Here is a 15,458-nt window from a genome sequence, read left to right as displayed (position 1 = left end):
CCGCTACGCCAAAGCCTGACGTACGACCAGGGCAAGGAAATGGCGTGCCACGAGCAACTCGCTGCTGCCACCGGAGTGAAGGTCTACTTCTGTGACCCTCATAGCCCCTGGCAACGTGGCACGTGCGAGAACACCAATGGTCTGCTACGCCAGTATCTGCCCAAGGGCACCAATCTCTCGGTCTACAGTCAGGATGACCTTGACGCCATTGCCGATAGCCTCAACGCTCGCCCTCGTGCCACACACGCATTTCATTCGCCGTTCGAAGTCTTCTCCACCATGCTTGCACTTGCTTCCAGCCCCGATACTTCTGTCCACTAAGCCTTGTGTTGCACTTCACGTTTGAAACCGCCGCTGGAAATAGCAAGATGTCTGAGGAGGACGCCATGAACGAGGCACTTAAGGACACTCGAAGCAAAGAAGCTAAGGCTCTTCGAGAGGCAGCCAAGAAGCAGGGAGGCTTTACTCCCGAGGAAATTCAACTCAGTCAACAAAAGGCGAGAGAGCTTGCAAAAAGCCCCGCGAACGTCCACGCCATTGAAGACCCCGTCTACGACTCAGAGATCGAGCTTCCTGACGGAAAGAAATATCGGCGGATGAAGGGACGGGATGTTTGGTGTTTGTTCAAGAATCCTGTCAAGTGCGATCCCGGATTTTCATCGGAAGTCAATCAGGCGGCGGATAAAGCAAATAATTCGACTCTGACTCCGATCCCCTCCGAGGTATTGGAGCAGTATAGAAAGTTGACCGAATTCGAGATCTTCAGGCGAGCCGGCGACGAGGCCGATGAGATAGCATGGACCGTCATTCGCGAAAGATATCCTTCGAACGAAGCGGCTCTCAGGAAAATACTTGGAAGTGAGTATCGTCAGCCCCACATCGCAACTGCGATCCAACGTCGAGCAGGGCGGGAGCTAACGCGGATGAAACTTCAGAGCGGCGGTGTGGCCAATCTTCCTGCAGGGGAGAAAGCGCTCAAGTGGCCGTTGAGCAGTCTGGCTACGCACACGGAGAGATGGGCTCTTCGTAACATCCCACTTCAGCCCGGAGATGTTCTCGATATCATTGGACAATACGATCCATGTGGTTCGTGCATCAGAGCGATGGAAGAAGCGGCGGAGCGTACTGGAGCAACCATAAAGTATTGGTGGCCAGGGGGCAGTCCCGGGTTAACGTTTGGACCCGGATGAAACCTGCCGTGCGCGCCAAGTAAGCGCGGCACCCGACACGTCTTGGCGGGAGAGGGTGATTTCTGACCGTGGTGCGGTTGATCACGTGGTCGGCGCTGCGCGCGAGACCGTTCGAAGCATGGTTGTACATCACTGCCACCCGGTCATATTGCACGGGCTGCGGCATTCAGCCTTCTCTCACGCCACCCGCTCTCCTGCTCGCGACAGACGCCAGCCAGGGCGCATCCCTCACACGCCGCATCGCAAGCACCCGATTGGGAAGCTTGAGCTTATCCAGAATGCTGTGGACATGGTGTTTGACTGTGGCGATGCTCAAGCAAAGCTCCCGGGCAATTTCCTTATTGGAGTACCCATGGCCGAGCAGATGCAGGACTTCCATCTCTCGCTGCGTCAACGCAAGCTCGGTGTCGAGGCTATCGCTCTGATGATCGGACCGGAAGAGCGCGCGCAGCAAGGCGCTCGAAATCTCCGCCGGGCATGCGAGACGGCCCGCTGCAACATCCGCAATCGCGCCGCGCAGCGCGTCAATGGGGGCATCGCGTGGCACGTACCCGCTGAAGCCCGCACGTCCGCAGCGGATCACGTCCTGTCGTTGCTCGTTGAGACCGAGGGCCACCAGCGCCAGGGCAGGGTGTTCAACGGCAACGGATCGCATGTCGTACAGATCAATGCCCTGCGTCACGTCGATCAGCACGACTTGCACGCTCGCACCGGCCAGCGCGTTGCGCAGACCGGCAAGATCTCGCGCGACAGCAACGACTCGAATTCCCTCTGAATTGCCAAGCGACGTGGCCAGACCATCGCCGAACATCCGAATCGGTGACAACACGATTACATTCATGTTCGAAGCTCCTAAGAGAGCGAAGAACGGGTCGTGCGCACACTGGCGGCTGTTTGCATCGCGACGATGATGTCCATCAACTTACCCGATATAGGCAGGGACGATCTCTGGTCAACGAGTCCGTTTGGAAAAGCCGAAGTCTTCTCGTTGAGAGCCTCATGCACAATCTTGGAATGCGATGAGTCGTTTTCCGGCTTTCGATTTACAAAATAGAAATATCCGCGCATATTTTTCCGCTCATTGAGATTCGCGAGCGAGCCGATGCACTGCTTGTCAAGTTTTCGTGTAATGCAATGGAATCGTCATTGCGTAACGTATTCTTTTCGAGACGCCTGCGTAAATAATTGGCTATGTAAAACAGAAGGAAGCCGATTCTCACCCTGTTTACAGACAATAGAATCCCCTGCACGACAGACCAAAAATAGTCGAAACGATCCGATTTTTTACGTTAATCGATACGCACGATCGGAAAGGCAGTAAGGCGGGAAGCAAAATCGGATTGACTGTTGGATTCTGCAAAGACTGCCGCGGAGTCGGTGGCGACATCAGTGTTTTATAGTTCATTTCCTACAACTTGCAAACCTACGATTACGACGGAAAGTTCAATGTCGCGTCAAAGCGCGACGGTCGAATTGCGCGATGGAGTTGGTCACTCGAATCCTGGGAGAGGCCGCTGGAAATCCGAAGACTCCTGTACTAGATTTAATGGAACCTGCGGCCCTTCGTATCCTTATAAAACCACGAGACTTGCGCAGCGATCGTAAGCACCCCGTGCTGAGCCTGACCACCTCTTACGCCGAACCGTGCGAACGGTTTTGATGCGCAGTCGGCAAGCCGGATCGAAAAGAAAGGCGCGACAGAAGAAAGAACGGGCCAGGAGGGATGTCTGCATGGACGATGACCAGGACGCAACTGTCGGGGTCGTGGAGCAGCCCCAGCGCGCGCAGGTCGAGGTCGAAACAGGAACCCGCGGACTCTGGCCTGAGGCGGCCGCACAAGGTAGCGCCGAAACGGAAATCCTGAAGCGTACGCGCGGCCGCGACAATGGCTGATGAACGCGCCTTGGTGCCCGGACTGGCACTGTTGCCTGATCCTATCGGTGGGTTCTCCGTCGATTCCCAGCGCGTAGTCGACAAACAGCTCGGAGGCGGGCGCGATGTCGGTGAGCGCATGAATGAAGACACGATCACCCGACTCAATGGCTTCGCAATTCGGTGCGCATGCGTGGTTCAGGAACCGTGCATGTTCGCATTTGCGTCGCCAAAACGTCCTACAAGGTCATGGTCTCCGGCCGAGTAATGTGGATGAACGAGTACGAGAAGTCTGGGTCGCCGGGGTGAAGATGCCAGTTGTGATCCCATGTGCAGGTCGGTGATCTGCTGTAGGTGTGGCAGTAAATGTTCCCGCCGCCGGCGTAAAGGGCGAGATGAACATAACGTCCTTTTGATTTTTTGAAGTAGCCAATGATGTCGCCGGGTTGTAGCAAATCCGTGTGATCGTCCGTCGTCTTCTCGCCCTTGAACTCTGCGGATTTCTTTGTGATCAGGTAGGTCACCAGCTTGTTCGCGCTGATGATTCTGTACGGTCCGGCAGAAAAATCACCGGTGACGGGAAGTCCACCCCCGCGTTGGCCGATGCAAGAGGAGACAAAGTGGGTGCAATCATCCATTTCATTCCAGGTCCCAGCAACGCTTCCATCGGGCTTCTTTAGCTGTTCTGGGGGCGGTGTCAGGTTGACGGACAGGCGACGGTAGAATGAGGCGATGAACAAGACGAAATCGCTTTATCATGGACACCGCTTCCCTGCTGTCGTCATCAGCTGCGCGGTTCGCTGGTATTTCCGGTTCAACCTGAGCCTGCGCGACATTGAGGAGTTGTTGCTTGAGCGTGGCGTCGTGGTCACGTACGAGACGGTCCGCTGCTGGTGCGACAAGTTCGGCGCGGGATTCGCCCGGTGCGCCAAGTCGGTACGGCGGAGGCCGGGCAGCACGTGGCACCTTGACGAGATGTTCGTGACACTGCGCGGCGAGCCGTATCTGTTGTGGCGTGCGGTCGATCAGCATGGCGCCGAGCTTGACGTGCTGGTACAAAAGCGCCGCGACAAAGCCGCGGCCAGGCGCTTCTTCCGGCGGGTGCTGCGATCGAACCCGGTGCCGCGCAAGATCGTTACCGATCAACTGCGCAGTTATCCAGCGGCGAAGGCTGATATTCCTGAACTCGCTCAGGTAAAGCACGTCTTCGTCAAAGCGGCTGCTCGCGTGAACAATCGCGCCGAAAATAGCCACCAGCCAACCCGCAGGCGCGAACGCCAGATGTACGGCTTTCGCGACGCGCGTCGCGCGCAGGCGTTTCTCTCATGCTTCGGCCTGATCCGGCAGCACTTCGCGTTGCCCAGACATAAGATGAACGCGGCATGTCATCGCACCATACTAAAAGAACGCCTCGCCACATGGCACGGCTGGGCTGTCTCAACCGCAGCCGAACAAGTAATCTGATAAGGATAACTACTCTTTAGCCATACACTTAACTTGCGCTCCTCAACTTGACAGTGCCCCCATGCGGCACCGCCCCTGATTCCGGCTTCTGGGTCGAAGTCAAGAAAGAGCGACGTGTGACCTTGAGCTTCCAGCCAGGCCTTCATTTCCGCCGCAGCCGGGTTGTCGGCGCTGCTGTGACTGATGAATATCGCGGTCATTGTCCCCTCGCGATCGATGCAGCGTCAGGCCACGTGCAACTTGCCACCTTGGCCGGGACTCATGCGGCTCTAGAAGGTATTCGCGCCAATGGTGGGCACGACCCTTGGCGATGCAGATGTTACACCCGAGCCCGCTGCTACGCCGGTGGTGCTGAATGTCCTGATCTGATGACCGCGCCGGAGGACAGCCAACCTCGGCTTTGCGGCAACGCGGCCCACGAGCGAACGTTTGCGTCTGTCCCATCATGCAGCCTCTCGCACGCCCACTTCACCCTGGCAAGAATGCACCCCATCGTCGCGGCGTCCGGGTCCTCCCAGCATAGGGCTTGGGCATTCACCTGGCTGTGCGGGCCGCACGGATTGTGCAGAATTCCAGCATCAGGAGGGATGCGATGAGCCGACTGCGTTGTTACGTTCCAGCCGCATGCGCCATGCTGGCGATCGGCGTCACCGGATGCGCTGCACGATCGCCTGAGTTGCTCGCGAGTCGCGTGAGCGTCGGCATGTCCGGGCAGGAGGTTGTGCAGGCCATCGGACAGCCTGATTCGGAAGCGCAGGCGGACGGGATTCGGTGCTTCGAATACGACTTCGGACGAGCTGTCTCGCAGACGCGCTCGGTGTATTTCGACGCTCATCAGCGCGTGGTTGAAGTGGACAGTGAGGCCTGCGACCTCTCGACGATGCAGCGGCTCGCGGCGCACTGAAAATATCAAGTCATGCAAAATTGCCGCGAACCTGGTTGGAGAAGCTGCTCAGGAAACTTTCGAGTGCGACCTGAAGCTTGAATGTGCCTCCGGGTACGTCATTACGAAAGACAACTACAACAGTTCCAGTGTTGTTGTTTATCGTTGGACGCCCTGATCACGAGCGACAAGGTGACGGCAATGAATAACCTGCGCTCGAAGCTTTGCGAGCGCACCACGATCCATAAAGAAAATGCCGCACGGATTATGCAATAGGAATTTGCGAAAGTAATTCGTTAGCGAATTCACACCTGATCGACTTCTTTTTGCCCCTGTATCGTCATTGCCACCCTTTAATTTCTTTCCGTCGTAACGCTTTGTAATAGAGGCAGCGCCTGCACACTGCCCGTTGTTTCCACACGCCACATTGCTGCTTGCTCATTCGGGTAACGTCATGGAGGCGTTCGTGAAAAGTATTGTCAATGCAATTGGTTCATCAACACTTAAAGGCGGCTTGCTTTGCGGCGCCATTTCCGTCGCGCTCGCCGCGGCCATCTGGCCAGCTGTCGCGCAGAGCCAGCAGCAGGCTGCTGCTGCGGCGGCGGTGAACACCGCGTCGCCGATCAAGCACGTCATCGTGATTGTCGGCGAGAACCGCACGTTCGACCACGTATTCGGCGCTTACACGCCGCGCCAGGGGCAGACGGTGGCGAACCTGTTGTCCAGGGGCATTATCACGGCCGACGGCCGCCCTGGGCCGAACTTCGCGCTGGCCGCGCAATACACGGCCAGCGCGACAGACCCGAAGCGCTTCGAGATGGCGCCTGGCGGCAAACAACCCTATCCGGTACTGCCAGCACCCAATACGGGCGGTACGGTAAGCGCGCCGAGCGATACCAGCCCGCCGCCCTTCGCCACGCTCGCCGCGGCGCAGGCCATCGAGGGCGCAATGATGGAGCCCTGGGATGTCATGCACCTGACCACCGGCGCGACCGGCTTGCCGCAGCATAGCGTCGATACGCGTTTCGGCTCGAACACCTATAACCTGCCGAACGGACCGTATCAGATCTCGCGCGTCGGTCCCGACTATGACCAGTACATCAACAGCCCGGTGCACCGCTTCTACCAGAACTGGCAACAGGCCGATTGCAGTATCGATCACGCCACGCTCGATAATCCGAGCGGTTGCCAGATGGACCTGTTCGCGTGGGTAGAAACGTCGGTGGGCGCCGGTTCGAACGGCAAGCCACAGCCCGCGAACTTCAACGACGAGACGACGGGCGAAGGCGCGACCGCACTCGGCTACTACAACGTGAATACAGGCGACATGCCGTATTTCACGCATCTCGCGCGTCAATTCACGATCAGCGATAACTATCACCAGCCGGTGATGGGCGGCACGGGCGCGAACAGCATCATGATCGGCACCGCCGATGCGCTCTATTACACGGACGGCAGCGGCAATGCCGCAAAGCCGCCAGCGGACGAGATCGAGAATCCACTGCCGCAGCCGAACACCAACAACTGGTATACGCAGGACGGCTATTCGGGCGGCTCGTACAGCAACTGCTCGGACAGTCATCAGCCTGGTGTCGGCGCGCTGCGCCACTATCTTGATCGCCTGCCGTACAAGCCGGAAGCGAAGTGTGCGCCGAACACGTATTACCTGCTGAACAACTACAACCCCGGCTACAACGGGGATGGCACGGTCAATACGAGTCCATTCACGATCCCGCCGTCGCCGGTGCGGACGATCGCCGATACGCTGATCGAAAAGAACATCTCGTGGAAGTACTATGGCGAAGGCTGGAATACGTTTGTGAAGACGCCGGCCACGAGTGTCTACTGCAATATCTGCAACCCGTTTCTGTATGAAACCGCGATCATGACGAACCCCGCGCTCGTCAATGCACACCTGCAGGACACGACCGACCTGTACGCGGACATTGCGAACGGTACGCTGCCAGCGGTGTCGTTCGTGAAGCCGGGCGGTCTGCTCGACGGGCACCCGGAGTCGTCGAAGTTCGGGCTCTTTGAATCGTTCGTGCACAAACTGGTCGATAAGGTGCAGCGCGACCCGAGCCTGTGGGCCTCGACGGCGATCCTGATCACGACCGACGAAGGAGGCGGCTACTACGACTCAGGCTACATCCAGCCACTCGATTTCTTCGGCGATGGTCCGCGCATTCCAATGATCGTCGTGTCGCCGTACTCGCGTGGTGGTCGTGTCGTGCACCAATATTCAGATCACGCGTCGATCGTGAAATTCATCGAACGCAACTGGCATCTGAAGCCGATCACGCACAGAAGCCGTGACAATCTGCCGAATCCGATCCAGTTGCAGACGCATCCGTATGTGCCCGTCAATGCGCCCGCGATCGGCGATCTATTCGATGCGTTCGAGTTTCCGCGCACACCTTGACGGTGTGGCATTGAAGGCAGGGCCGAACCGGCTCTGCCAATCTGAAAGATGGCACTGCGCGGCATGGTCGGGGGCGCGGTTTCTTCTTCAACTCCTGACGTTTCGTGTTTGTGTACCGTCATTGGCCAACGTATGGAACCGCGTTGTTGATTTCTTCCTGACCAGTCTAGCGAGCGATGTCGATTGACAGGTCATGGCCGACTGTACACGCTCGCAAAATTCGCTGTAAGCCGCTGTTGAGAAACGGTGGTCTGCGCCATCAACGGCTTTGTGGCGTTATTGTCCAGCGGGTGAAACCGGCCAACATCCGCCGTTCGACACATGAGGCCAATTCGTCGACAATTCGCCTCCGTGATTTGATTGAAAGGAAGGGGGAGGAGAGATGCCAGAACTCATCTACTGTTGGCGCTGCAAGATGGATGTGCCGATGCTTACCGAGGACGAGTGGCAACTCGTCAATCCCACAGGTCTTGTCGAGCAGATAAAACGGTATCGGGAAGAAACCGGGTGCTCACTAGCAGAAGCCTATCGGAACAACATTGGGGCAACAAGCTTGACGGCCTACGAAGCCCTTACCGGGTTTCGCGAAACTAATCCAGCCGCGCTAATGCACCATCGCCTCAAGCTATATGGGCCACTCTGCACTAGCTGCCGGAAGCCACTTCGCACGCCTACTGCAACTTTTTGCGCGGCATGTGGCGCCGGTCGCGAAGTTTGAGCCGGTTGTCCCGGTTTTTACAGATACAAGATCGCAGTTCGACCATCCGCTTTGCGAAACCGTGGGTGACTCAAACGGGTCCGGCTACGGTCCTCTAGGGATGCGCGGGCGGAACATGGCAATGACGATTGAACTCATGCGAGCTTCCGCTCGTCTGCTCCCGAGGGAGCGCAGCATCAAACCCTTCACCGGCCAGCCGTTCTTTCCGTCTCCAGCCGAAGCAGGTTCAGGGCGAGCAACCACGAAGATTGTGCACGCGCACAGGGGTAATGCCGCCTATCCTTGGAGATATGCGAACCGCAGGGTCCCGTTCATGATCAATTTGCACGAACTTCGGTGTGTCCGGCTCGGTACCCGAGACATTGACGCCGCAACGAGGTATGCCGCCGATATCCTTGGATTGCAGCTGGTGCGCCGCGAGGGTGGGTGGGCCTACCTGCGCTCGGATGCGCGTGATCACACGCTGGTCTATTTCGAGGGCGATCCGAACGACCAGACGATCGCATTCGATGTCGTCACGAACGAGGAGCTCGAGCATGCGGGCACGGTGTTAGAGCAGAACAGTTTCCGCGTACACACCGGCAGTCGCGACGAGTGCGATCAACGTCGCGTACGCGCCTTCATCAGTTTCAAGGATCCATCGGGCAACCAGATCGAACTGGTGTTCGGCGCCTTGCATAGCGGCCGTCGCTATTTTCCGTCACGCGACGCCGGAATCACCGGCTTCAGTCACGTCGGCCTGCGTACCAGCGATCCCGGACGTGACGAGATCTTCTGGACGAAACTGTGCAATGCGCGCGTGAGCGACCGGATCGGACCTGCACCGTTACTGAGGATCGACGAAGTGCATCACAGGATCGCCCTCTTTCCATCCTCGTTCGCCGGCATTCAGCATATCAATCACCAGGTTGCAAGCATCGACGACCTCATGCGCGCCTGGTACACCCTGCGTGAACAGGGCATACCCATTCGGTTCGGACCGGGGAGGCATCCGACGTCGGGCGCCATGTTTCTTTATTTCGAGGGGCCTGACGGAATGACTTATGAATATTCGACGGGCGTTCGCCTGATCAGGCGTGACGAGGAGGCGACCTGGTGCCCCCGCCAGTTCCCGTTCGATTCCACCGGCTTTTGCATGTGGGGCGCCAAACCCGACATTCCGGAGTTTCAAACCTGACGCGTGAACTTTAGATCGCGCAGGAACATCCAGGCCACCGGAGACGGCGTGCTGGGAATGCGCGGGCCCAGCCTTCATGCCGGCACCCAACGCGAAGAGACAGCGTGGATTCCGCGACTGCAGGGAGAACGCCATGGCGACGATCAGAACCGTCGATGTTCAGGACTTCATCAACTCGCACAAGTTGTCGACGTATCAATTGCTGATCATCGCGCTGTGCTTCCTGACAGTCGCGTTCGATGGCTTCGACACGGCGACCGCCGGATTTATCGCGCCCGCTATCAGGAGGCAATGGGCATTGAGTGCGCTTCAGTTGGCGCCTTTGTTCGGCGGCGGCCTGTTCGGTCTGATGATAGGCGCGCTCCTGTTCGGTCCACTCGCCGACCGGTTCGGGCGCAAGCCCATACTTTGCCTCTCAGTGGCATTTTTCGGCGCCATGTGCCTGTGGTCTGCCTACGCGACTTCTCTGCACGAACTCATACTATTGCGATTCCTGACCGGCCTGGGCCTTGGCGGGGCCATGCCGACGGCCATTACGATCACATCCGAATTCGGTCCAGAGAAACAGCGCTCGCTGTTGGTGACGAGCATGTTCTGCGGCTTCACGTTAGGCGGGGCATCAGGGGGTGTGGTCGCTGCGCAAATCCTTCCCCAGCATGGCTGGCAGGGTGTGCTGCTATTCGGTGGGACAATGCCGTTGTTGTTGGTGCCGGTTCTGGTGTGGCTGCTGCCTGAGTCTGTCCGGTACCTGGCGCTGTCCGGCCGGATGCAGGCGCCAGTGGCTCGCACGCTCCGGCGCATTGCGCCGCAGGAGCCGCTCGACCATGCGACGTTCACTGTCCCCGAGAACAAGGTCAAGGGCTCTCCGGTCGGCAACCTTTTCTGCAAGGGCGTGATCGTCGACACCGTCTGCCTCTGGCTCACGTTCTTCATGAGTCTGCTGGTGTATTACCTGCTCACCAGTTGGCTGCCCACGGTCATCAACAGCACAGGCGTCCCTCTGGATATGACTGCGCTGATCGCCGCAGCGCTGCCCTTGGGCAGCACAGTCGGTGCCGTGCTGATCGGCCGCCTGATGGACAGGCACAATCCCTGTCTGATACTCGCAAGCTCCTACCTTCTTGCCGCCGTGTTTATCTTGCTCATCGGCGTCGCTACGTCGTTGCCGATGCTGGTGTTCGCAGTCTTTGGCGCCGGTCTTGGAACCGGAGGTTCGCAGACCGGCGCCAATGCGCTGGCGGCGGCCTACTATCCAACCTCCAGCCGCGTCTCCGGCGTGAGTTGGGCGCTAGGCATTGGCCGGGTGGGTTCGATCGTGGGCTCGATGGTTGGCGGAGCGCTGCTAGCCATGCATCTGGGCCTGTCCGTCATGTTCGTGCTGGTGGCGATTCCCGCTATCGTTGCTGCACTCAGCATGTTTGGTATGGGACGCTACGACGCCGTACTCAAGGCGTCTGCAGTTGCTCGAGCGCTCCCTCGTTCCGTCAAGCTTTAGAGAACCGTTAGTGCCGAATGGATACATCGCACTTTCGTCGAAGGCACTCTCTCCGGCTTTTTATTCAGCGTCACGGTACGTTGATTGCGGCGGCATGCTGACCACTCCGGGGCGGGTAGCGCTCATTGCTCCGGACTTAGTTCGCTTGTTGCGCGGCGCCTCGCGTCAAATCGACGCGTGCTTTGTCCATCACCCGAGTACCTGGTGATGCACGGGGCGCTGGAGCGCTTTGATTGCAGCGATGGGCCGCCGGTCGCTTCTGCCCGGCGCAGGTTTAGTCCACGATCCGTCTTTGTGCGTAATGACACAGCTGCGCCGCAAACAGACGGGAAAGCCCCGCCAGAAGGGCTTTGGTACCTGGCTTCAAACCCAGTACAGTGGGTCTGGACCTTGAAGCGTGGTACAGACATGCAGTCGACGGTGTGCCCAAATCTCGCCCATAATCCAGACAGACCGCCCGGAAACCCTTGTAAAGCCGTGATAGTCCAGAACTTGACCGGCGCGGGACTATTCCGTAAAAATCATGAAATTGGGTTGAGTTCTGGGTGAGATGATTGGACGCCTCATCCGGCGCGATCCGTCATTCTTCACTTCAATTCAGCGAACTACAGGTTTTGCCGCCGATCGTTGGGCCCGAGAGTGGCCGCTGATAGAAATCGTTGAGGATGCCCTGATTCCGGGTGGAACCTGGACGGCTCGCTGAAAATACAATTCGTCCCGAAGCAGTTCTGCCGATTCATTGGTGGGAAAATCCCCGGAAAACGGCGCGTTCGCCAGCGCGTCATGGCTCGCGCCCCTGGACTTCCCGGGCTTGCTCCTGCTCGATCCGTCTGTGCAGGTCAAGCCGGACGGAATGCCAACGCGCTCACTCCTCGAAGGAAAACCTGGCGCCGCGCTCTACGGAAGCTCAGCACGATTCCGCTTGGCCTCCAGCAACTGAATCAGCAGTTCATCGCGCTGTCGAAGCATTTCCGGAAAATCGTACGACTCCAGTTCCGCACTAACGCCTGCCGCAACTAACTCGATGTAATCATCCGTCTCGGGATACTTACCCAAGTCTCTGGCCCACTCGCGCTGTGCCGCACCCAGATGCTGCAGCACATGCGTAATCCCACCAGCGCCACCAGAAGCGTGGAGATTGAGAAACGGACCCAGCAGCGCCCATCGAAGGCCAGGACCATGGGAGATCGCCGCGTCGATGTCTTCCACGGAAGCGATCCCGCGCTCCACCAGAGTAATCGCCTCCTGCCATATCGCGGCCTGAAGCCGGTTGGCGATATGACCTTTGATCTCCTTGTTGATTCTGATGACCTTCTTGCCCGTCGACGTATAGAACGCCATCGTCTTCGCGATGTTGTCAGGCGATGTGAGGCTACCCCCGCAAACCTCCACTAACGGAATGATGTGGGACGGGTTGAACGGATGTCCCAACACGATCCGTTCCGGGTGTTTCGCGCCAGCCTGAATCTCGCTGATCGATAGACCCGAAGACGACGAAGCGATGATGGTCTCCGCCTTCGCCGCCGATTCGATCTTCGCGATCAGTGCCTGTTTGACGTCCAGACGCTCGGGACTGCTTTCCTGAATGAAACCGGCATCTCGTACCGCCGCGCCCAGGTCCGTCGTGAACGTCAGATTGTCGCGAGAGGCGCCCTCCGCCAGTCCCAGCCGCTCGACCGCCGGCCAGTTATCGTCGATCCAGTTGCGCAGGCGCGATTCGGCTCCTTCGCCGGGGTCCGTTGCCGTGACGGCGAAACCATGAGCGAGGAAGTGCGTCGCCCAGCCTGCGCCGATCACACCCGTGCCCACGATGGCGACGGTGGTGGGTCGCTTCGTCATTGCCTAAGCCTCCATGCCGACAGCGTGGATCGTTTCGCGCAGCGGCTGCAGACCGATGATTTCGCGCGCCTCGGACGGCGTTGCTGGCTCGTAGCCCATTTCGCGCACGAGGCGAACCAGCCGCTCGACCAGCTGGACGTTGGTCGCGAGTTCACCCTGCCTATAGTACAGGTTGTCTTCGAGTCCGACGCGCACATGTCCGCCAAGCAGCAGCGAGTTCATCGCGGCAGGCAACTGCGCCGCGCCGATGGCGCTGACGTTGAAAACGGTGTTGTGGGGCAGGTGGTCGACCATCGTCTGCAACAGCCGTGGCGTATAAGGCAGCGCGCCCTGGAACGCATTGGCGCCGATAACGATATTGATAAAGTGCGGCGCGTCGTCGAGGCCCTCGTTGATCGCGCGCTGAACGTCCTGAACGATGTCGGCAAGGCCAAACACCTCCCATTCGGGCTTGATGCCGCGCGCTTTCATCATCTCCGCGATCTGCCGGATTCGTGAAGGCGGCGTTGCCACCAGGATTTCCTTGCCACCGAAACTCGCGATCACCGTCTGCGCATCGAGCGTACACATCTCGACGCCATCACCCTCCATGCCCCTCAGACGCTCTTCCCACTGGATTTCCCACAGGCCGTTGTCGAGTTCGCGAACCATGTCGCCATTGATGCCGCCGCCCGTCGAGTTGTTGAGAATGATGTCGCACCTGTGTCGGATCAGGCGGTTGATCTGGCTGTAGATCGCCGGATTGCAGGTGGCTTCGTCGTCGGGACGTCGTGCGTGTACGGCAACCACACTGGCGCCCGCGTTGTAGCAGCGATACGTGTCGTCTGCGATCTCCTGCGGCTGCGTGGGCAGGGCGGGATTCATTTTCTTGCTGGCCATGCCGCCCGTCGGGGCAACGGTCACGATGACTTTGGGCTTGCTCATGTTGATGCTCTCCAGAGAATAAAGTACTGAATGGTCGTTAGCGCGCGCTGGCGCCTTCGGCTGGGCCGACTCGAAGCGCGCTTTTGGGCAGGCCGAGGAGAATCGTGAGTCCGCCGCAGATGACGAGTGCCGTCAACCCCATAAGTCCCATTTGAATGCTGCCCGTCGCGCCCTTGATCATGCCGATCAGCGTCGGGCTGACAAACCCGCCGAGGATGCCCAGTGAACTGATCACCGCGATGCCCGCTGCGGCAGCGTTACGGTCCAGATACGTCGGCGGAATCGACCAGAACAGCGAGCCACCGCCAAAGATAAAAAACGATGCAACGCAGAGCAGGACCATGACGGGAACGACAGCAGTACCGAGATACGAAGTCGACGCCAGTGCAATTGCACCGAGTGCCAACGTTCCGCCCACATGCCAGCGGCGCTCCTTGAAGCGGTCCGAACTGCGGCTGATGACGAGCACGCCCAGCGCACCGAAGATATAGGGCACTGCCGTGTACCAGCCAATCGTCGCGATCGGGGCGATGCCGAGACCTTTGATCATGGTCGGCAGCCAGAAAGTCAGCGTGTAGACGGCGCAGGCGCAGCAGAAATAGATGAACGCAAGCACGTACGTCTTCGGGTCCGCCAGCGCCGCAGCGAGGCGTCCATGATGTCCGGGCTTCGTCTCACCACGATGGTCGGCAGCGAGAACTTTCTGCACCATCGACTTCTCGGCGCTATTCAGCCACGACGCACGGGCCGGACCGTCCGGAAGCATGCGATACAGCACGAATCCCAGCAAAACAGTCGGCAGCCCTTCGACGAGGAACAGCCATTGCCAGCCGTGCATGCCGCCCAATCCTTCCATGCCGCTCATGATGGCGCCCGACAGCGGGCCACCCAGCACGCCCGTAATCGGCATGCCGAAGAGGAACAGACCCGTGACCCGGCCGCGGCGCTGGCTCGGATACCAGTACGTCAGATACAGAATGATTCCGGGGAAGAAGCCAGCTTCGAAGACGCCGAGCAACAGCCTGATCGCGTAGAACTGCCACGGCGCCGAGACGAACGCGGTCGCCGCAGAGGCCATGCCCCACAGCACCATGATTCGCAGGAAAGTCAGCCGCGCACCGATCTTTTCGAGCAGCAGATTGCTGGGCACCTCGAACAGCAGATACGTCACGAAGAAAATGCCCGCGCCGAGTCCATACACAGCATCGGAAAACGCCAGATCGTGTTTCATCTGCAACTGCGCATAGCCGATGTTGATCCGGTCGAGGAACGCGCAGACGTAAGCGACGAGGATGAGCGGCATGACGCGCCAGCTTATTTTCCGGAAGACTGTGTCTTCTACCATCTCGTCTGACGAATTCCCGACGAGCGCGGCTGTGGACGATAACGAACGGGCGCGAATCATTGCGTGTCTCCTGACCTTGTATGACACGCATTATTTCGGGCGACTGCCTGCACGACTGTCGATGGCGCG

General features: G+C 58.9%; 13 protein-coding genes and 1 pseudogene. 8 read left to right on the top strand and 6 right to left on the bottom strand.

Annotated features, from left to right (window positions below; translation table 11 throughout):
• Together BLT65_RS44805 and BLT65_RS44800 are read left to right on the top strand one after the other, a co-directional pair.
• Positions 1 to 321 (top strand): IS30 family transposase (locus tag BLT65_RS44805; RefSeq protein WP_143036710.1); only part of this gene is annotated, 321 nt, incomplete at its 5' end.
• A gap of 65 nt (positions 322 to 386) precedes the next feature.
• Positions 387 to 1,190: a hypothetical protein gene (locus BLT65_RS44800; protein ID WP_208545906.1), complete on the top strand. Its 804-nt coding sequence runs from the start codon at positions 387 to 389 to the stop codon at positions 1,188 to 1,190.
• Positions 1,191 to 1,356: 166 nt separating this feature from the next.
• Here the strand turns inward: BLT65_RS44800 and BLT65_RS44795 are convergent, their stop codons facing one another.
• Positions 1,357 to 2,031 (bottom strand): response regulator transcription factor, encoded by a 675-nt coding sequence (locus tag BLT65_RS44795; RefSeq protein WP_091790498.1) that lies wholly within the window; start codon positions 2,029 to 2,031, stop codon positions 1,357 to 1,359.
• An 890-nt stretch (positions 2,032 to 2,921) separates the two neighbouring features.
• Here BLT65_RS44795 and BLT65_RS48295 point away from each other — a divergent pair.
• Positions 2,922 to 3,083 carry a hypothetical protein gene (locus BLT65_RS48295; RefSeq protein ID WP_244187084.1) on the top strand — a complete coding sequence of 54 codons (162 nt, stop codon included), beginning with the start codon at positions 2,922 to 2,924 and terminating at the stop codon, positions 3,081 to 3,083.
• Positions 3,084 to 3,099: 16 nt separating this feature from the next.
• Here BLT65_RS48295 and BLT65_RS48290 read toward each other — a convergent pair.
• Positions 3,100 to 3,273, bottom strand: a pseudogene (locus BLT65_RS48290) (SET domain-containing protein-lysine N-methyltransferase); the annotation flags it as partial.
• Between the two features lie 28 nt (positions 3,274 to 3,301).
• Positions 3,302 to 3,802 carry an amidase domain-containing protein gene (locus BLT65_RS44785; RefSeq protein WP_143036709.1) on the bottom strand — a complete coding sequence of 167 codons (501 nt, stop codon included), beginning with the start codon at positions 3,800 to 3,802 and terminating at the stop codon, positions 3,302 to 3,304.
• Between BLT65_RS44785 and BLT65_RS44780 the strand changes: the two genes are divergently transcribed.
• The 5 genes from BLT65_RS44780 to BLT65_RS44755 all read left to right on the top strand — a co-directional run bounded on the left by BLT65_RS44780 (position 3,795) and on the right by BLT65_RS44755 (position 11,221).
• On the top strand, positions 3,795 to 4,526 hold the full coding sequence (locus BLT65_RS44780) for an IS6 family transposase (protein WP_091790496.1): 732 nt from the start codon (positions 3,795 to 3,797) through the stop codon (positions 4,524 to 4,526). The two genes, BLT65_RS44785 and BLT65_RS44780, sit on opposite strands and share 8 nt — an antisense overlap.
• Before the next feature lie 631 nt (positions 4,527 to 5,157).
• Positions 5,158 to 5,430: a hypothetical protein gene (locus BLT65_RS44775; RefSeq protein WP_091790495.1), complete on the top strand. Its 273-nt coding sequence runs from the start codon at positions 5,158 to 5,160 to the stop codon at positions 5,428 to 5,430.
• A 433-nt stretch (positions 5,431 to 5,863) separates the two neighbouring features.
• Positions 5,864 to 7,831, top strand: a complete 1,968-nt coding sequence (locus BLT65_RS44770) for an alkaline phosphatase family protein (protein WP_091790494.1) — start codon at positions 5,864 to 5,866, stop codon at positions 7,829 to 7,831.
• 1,031 nt (positions 7,832 to 8,862) lie between these two features.
• Positions 8,863 to 9,726: a VOC family protein gene (locus BLT65_RS44760; RefSeq protein ID WP_091790493.1), complete on the top strand. Its 864-nt coding sequence runs from the start codon at positions 8,863 to 8,865 to the stop codon at positions 9,724 to 9,726.
• Positions 9,727 to 9,859: 133 nt separating this feature from the next.
• Entirely contained in the window at positions 9,860 to 11,221 is a 1,362-nt protein-coding gene (locus tag BLT65_RS44755; RefSeq protein WP_091790503.1) for an MFS transporter, read from the top strand.
• 897 nt (positions 11,222 to 12,118) lie between these two features.
• Here the strand turns inward: BLT65_RS44755 and BLT65_RS44750 are convergent.
• Genes BLT65_RS44750 through BLT65_RS44740 form a run of 3 tightly spaced genes read right to left on the bottom strand, consistent with a single transcriptional unit; the run spans position 12,119 to position 15,389 of the window.
• Positions 12,119 to 13,060, bottom strand: a complete 942-nt coding sequence (locus BLT65_RS44750) for a 3-hydroxyacyl-CoA dehydrogenase NAD-binding domain-containing protein (RefSeq protein ID WP_091790492.1) — start codon at positions 13,058 to 13,060, stop codon at positions 12,119 to 12,121.
• A 3-nt stretch (positions 13,061 to 13,063) separates the two neighbouring features.
• A complete protein-coding gene (locus BLT65_RS44745) occupies positions 13,064 to 13,984 on the bottom strand; it encodes a beta-keto acid cleavage family enzyme (protein ID WP_091790491.1) in 921 nt (306 codons plus the stop codon).
• Positions 13,985 to 14,021: 37 nt separating this feature from the next.
• Complete coding sequence (locus BLT65_RS44740) at positions 14,022 to 15,389, bottom strand: MFS transporter (RefSeq protein WP_091790490.1); 1,368 nt, start codon at positions 15,387 to 15,389, stop codon at positions 14,022 to 14,024.
• Positions 15,390 to 15,458: the final 69 nt, after the last annotated feature.

The sequence above is a fragment of the Paraburkholderia steynii genome, from assembly GCF_900100565.1.
Taxonomy (GTDB): Bacteria; Pseudomonadota; Gammaproteobacteria; order Burkholderiales; family Burkholderiaceae; genus Paraburkholderia; species Paraburkholderia terrae.
Note: the sequence above shows the minus strand (reverse complement) of the source record. Positions and strands in the feature narration are given on the sequence as shown.

Excerpts from the sequence above, each read along its gene's own strand:
- BLT65_RS44770 (WP_091790494.1), top strand. The coding sequence starts at position 5,864 with ATGGAGGCGTTCGTGAAAAGTATTGTCAATGCAATTGGTTCATCAACA.
- BLT65_RS44755 (WP_091790503.1), top strand. The coding sequence starts at position 9,860 with ATGGCGACGATCAGAACCGTCGATGTTCAGGACTTCATCAACTCGCAC.
- BLT65_RS44800 (WP_208545906.1), top strand. The coding sequence starts at position 387 with ATGAACGAGGCACTTAAGGACACTCGAAGCAAAGAAGCTAAGGCTCTT.
- BLT65_RS44780 (WP_091790496.1), top strand. The coding sequence starts at position 3,795 with ATGAACAAGACGAAATCGCTTTATCATGGACACCGCTTCCCTGCTGTC.
- BLT65_RS44775 (WP_091790495.1), top strand. The coding sequence starts at position 5,158 with ATGCTGGCGATCGGCGTCACCGGATGCGCTGCACGATCGCCTGAGTTG.
- BLT65_RS44740 (WP_091790490.1), bottom strand. The coding sequence starts at position 15,389 with ATGATTCGCGCCCGTTCGTTATCGTCCACAGCCGCGCTCGTCGGGAAT.
- BLT65_RS44745 (WP_091790491.1), bottom strand. The coding sequence starts at position 13,984 with ATGAGCAAGCCCAAAGTCATCGTGACCGTTGCCCCGACGGGCGGCATG.
- BLT65_RS44795 (WP_091790498.1), bottom strand. The coding sequence starts at position 2,031 with ATGAATGTAATCGTGTTGTCACCGATTCGGATGTTCGGCGATGGTCTG.
- BLT65_RS44760 (WP_091790493.1), top strand. The coding sequence starts at position 8,863 with ATGATCAATTTGCACGAACTTCGGTGTGTCCGGCTCGGTACCCGAGAC.
- BLT65_RS48295 (WP_244187084.1), top strand. The coding sequence starts at position 2,922 with ATGGACGATGACCAGGACGCAACTGTCGGGGTCGTGGAGCAGCCCCAG.
- BLT65_RS44750 (WP_091790492.1), bottom strand. The coding sequence starts at position 13,060 with ATGACGAAGCGACCCACCACCGTCGCCATCGTGGGCACGGGTGTGATC.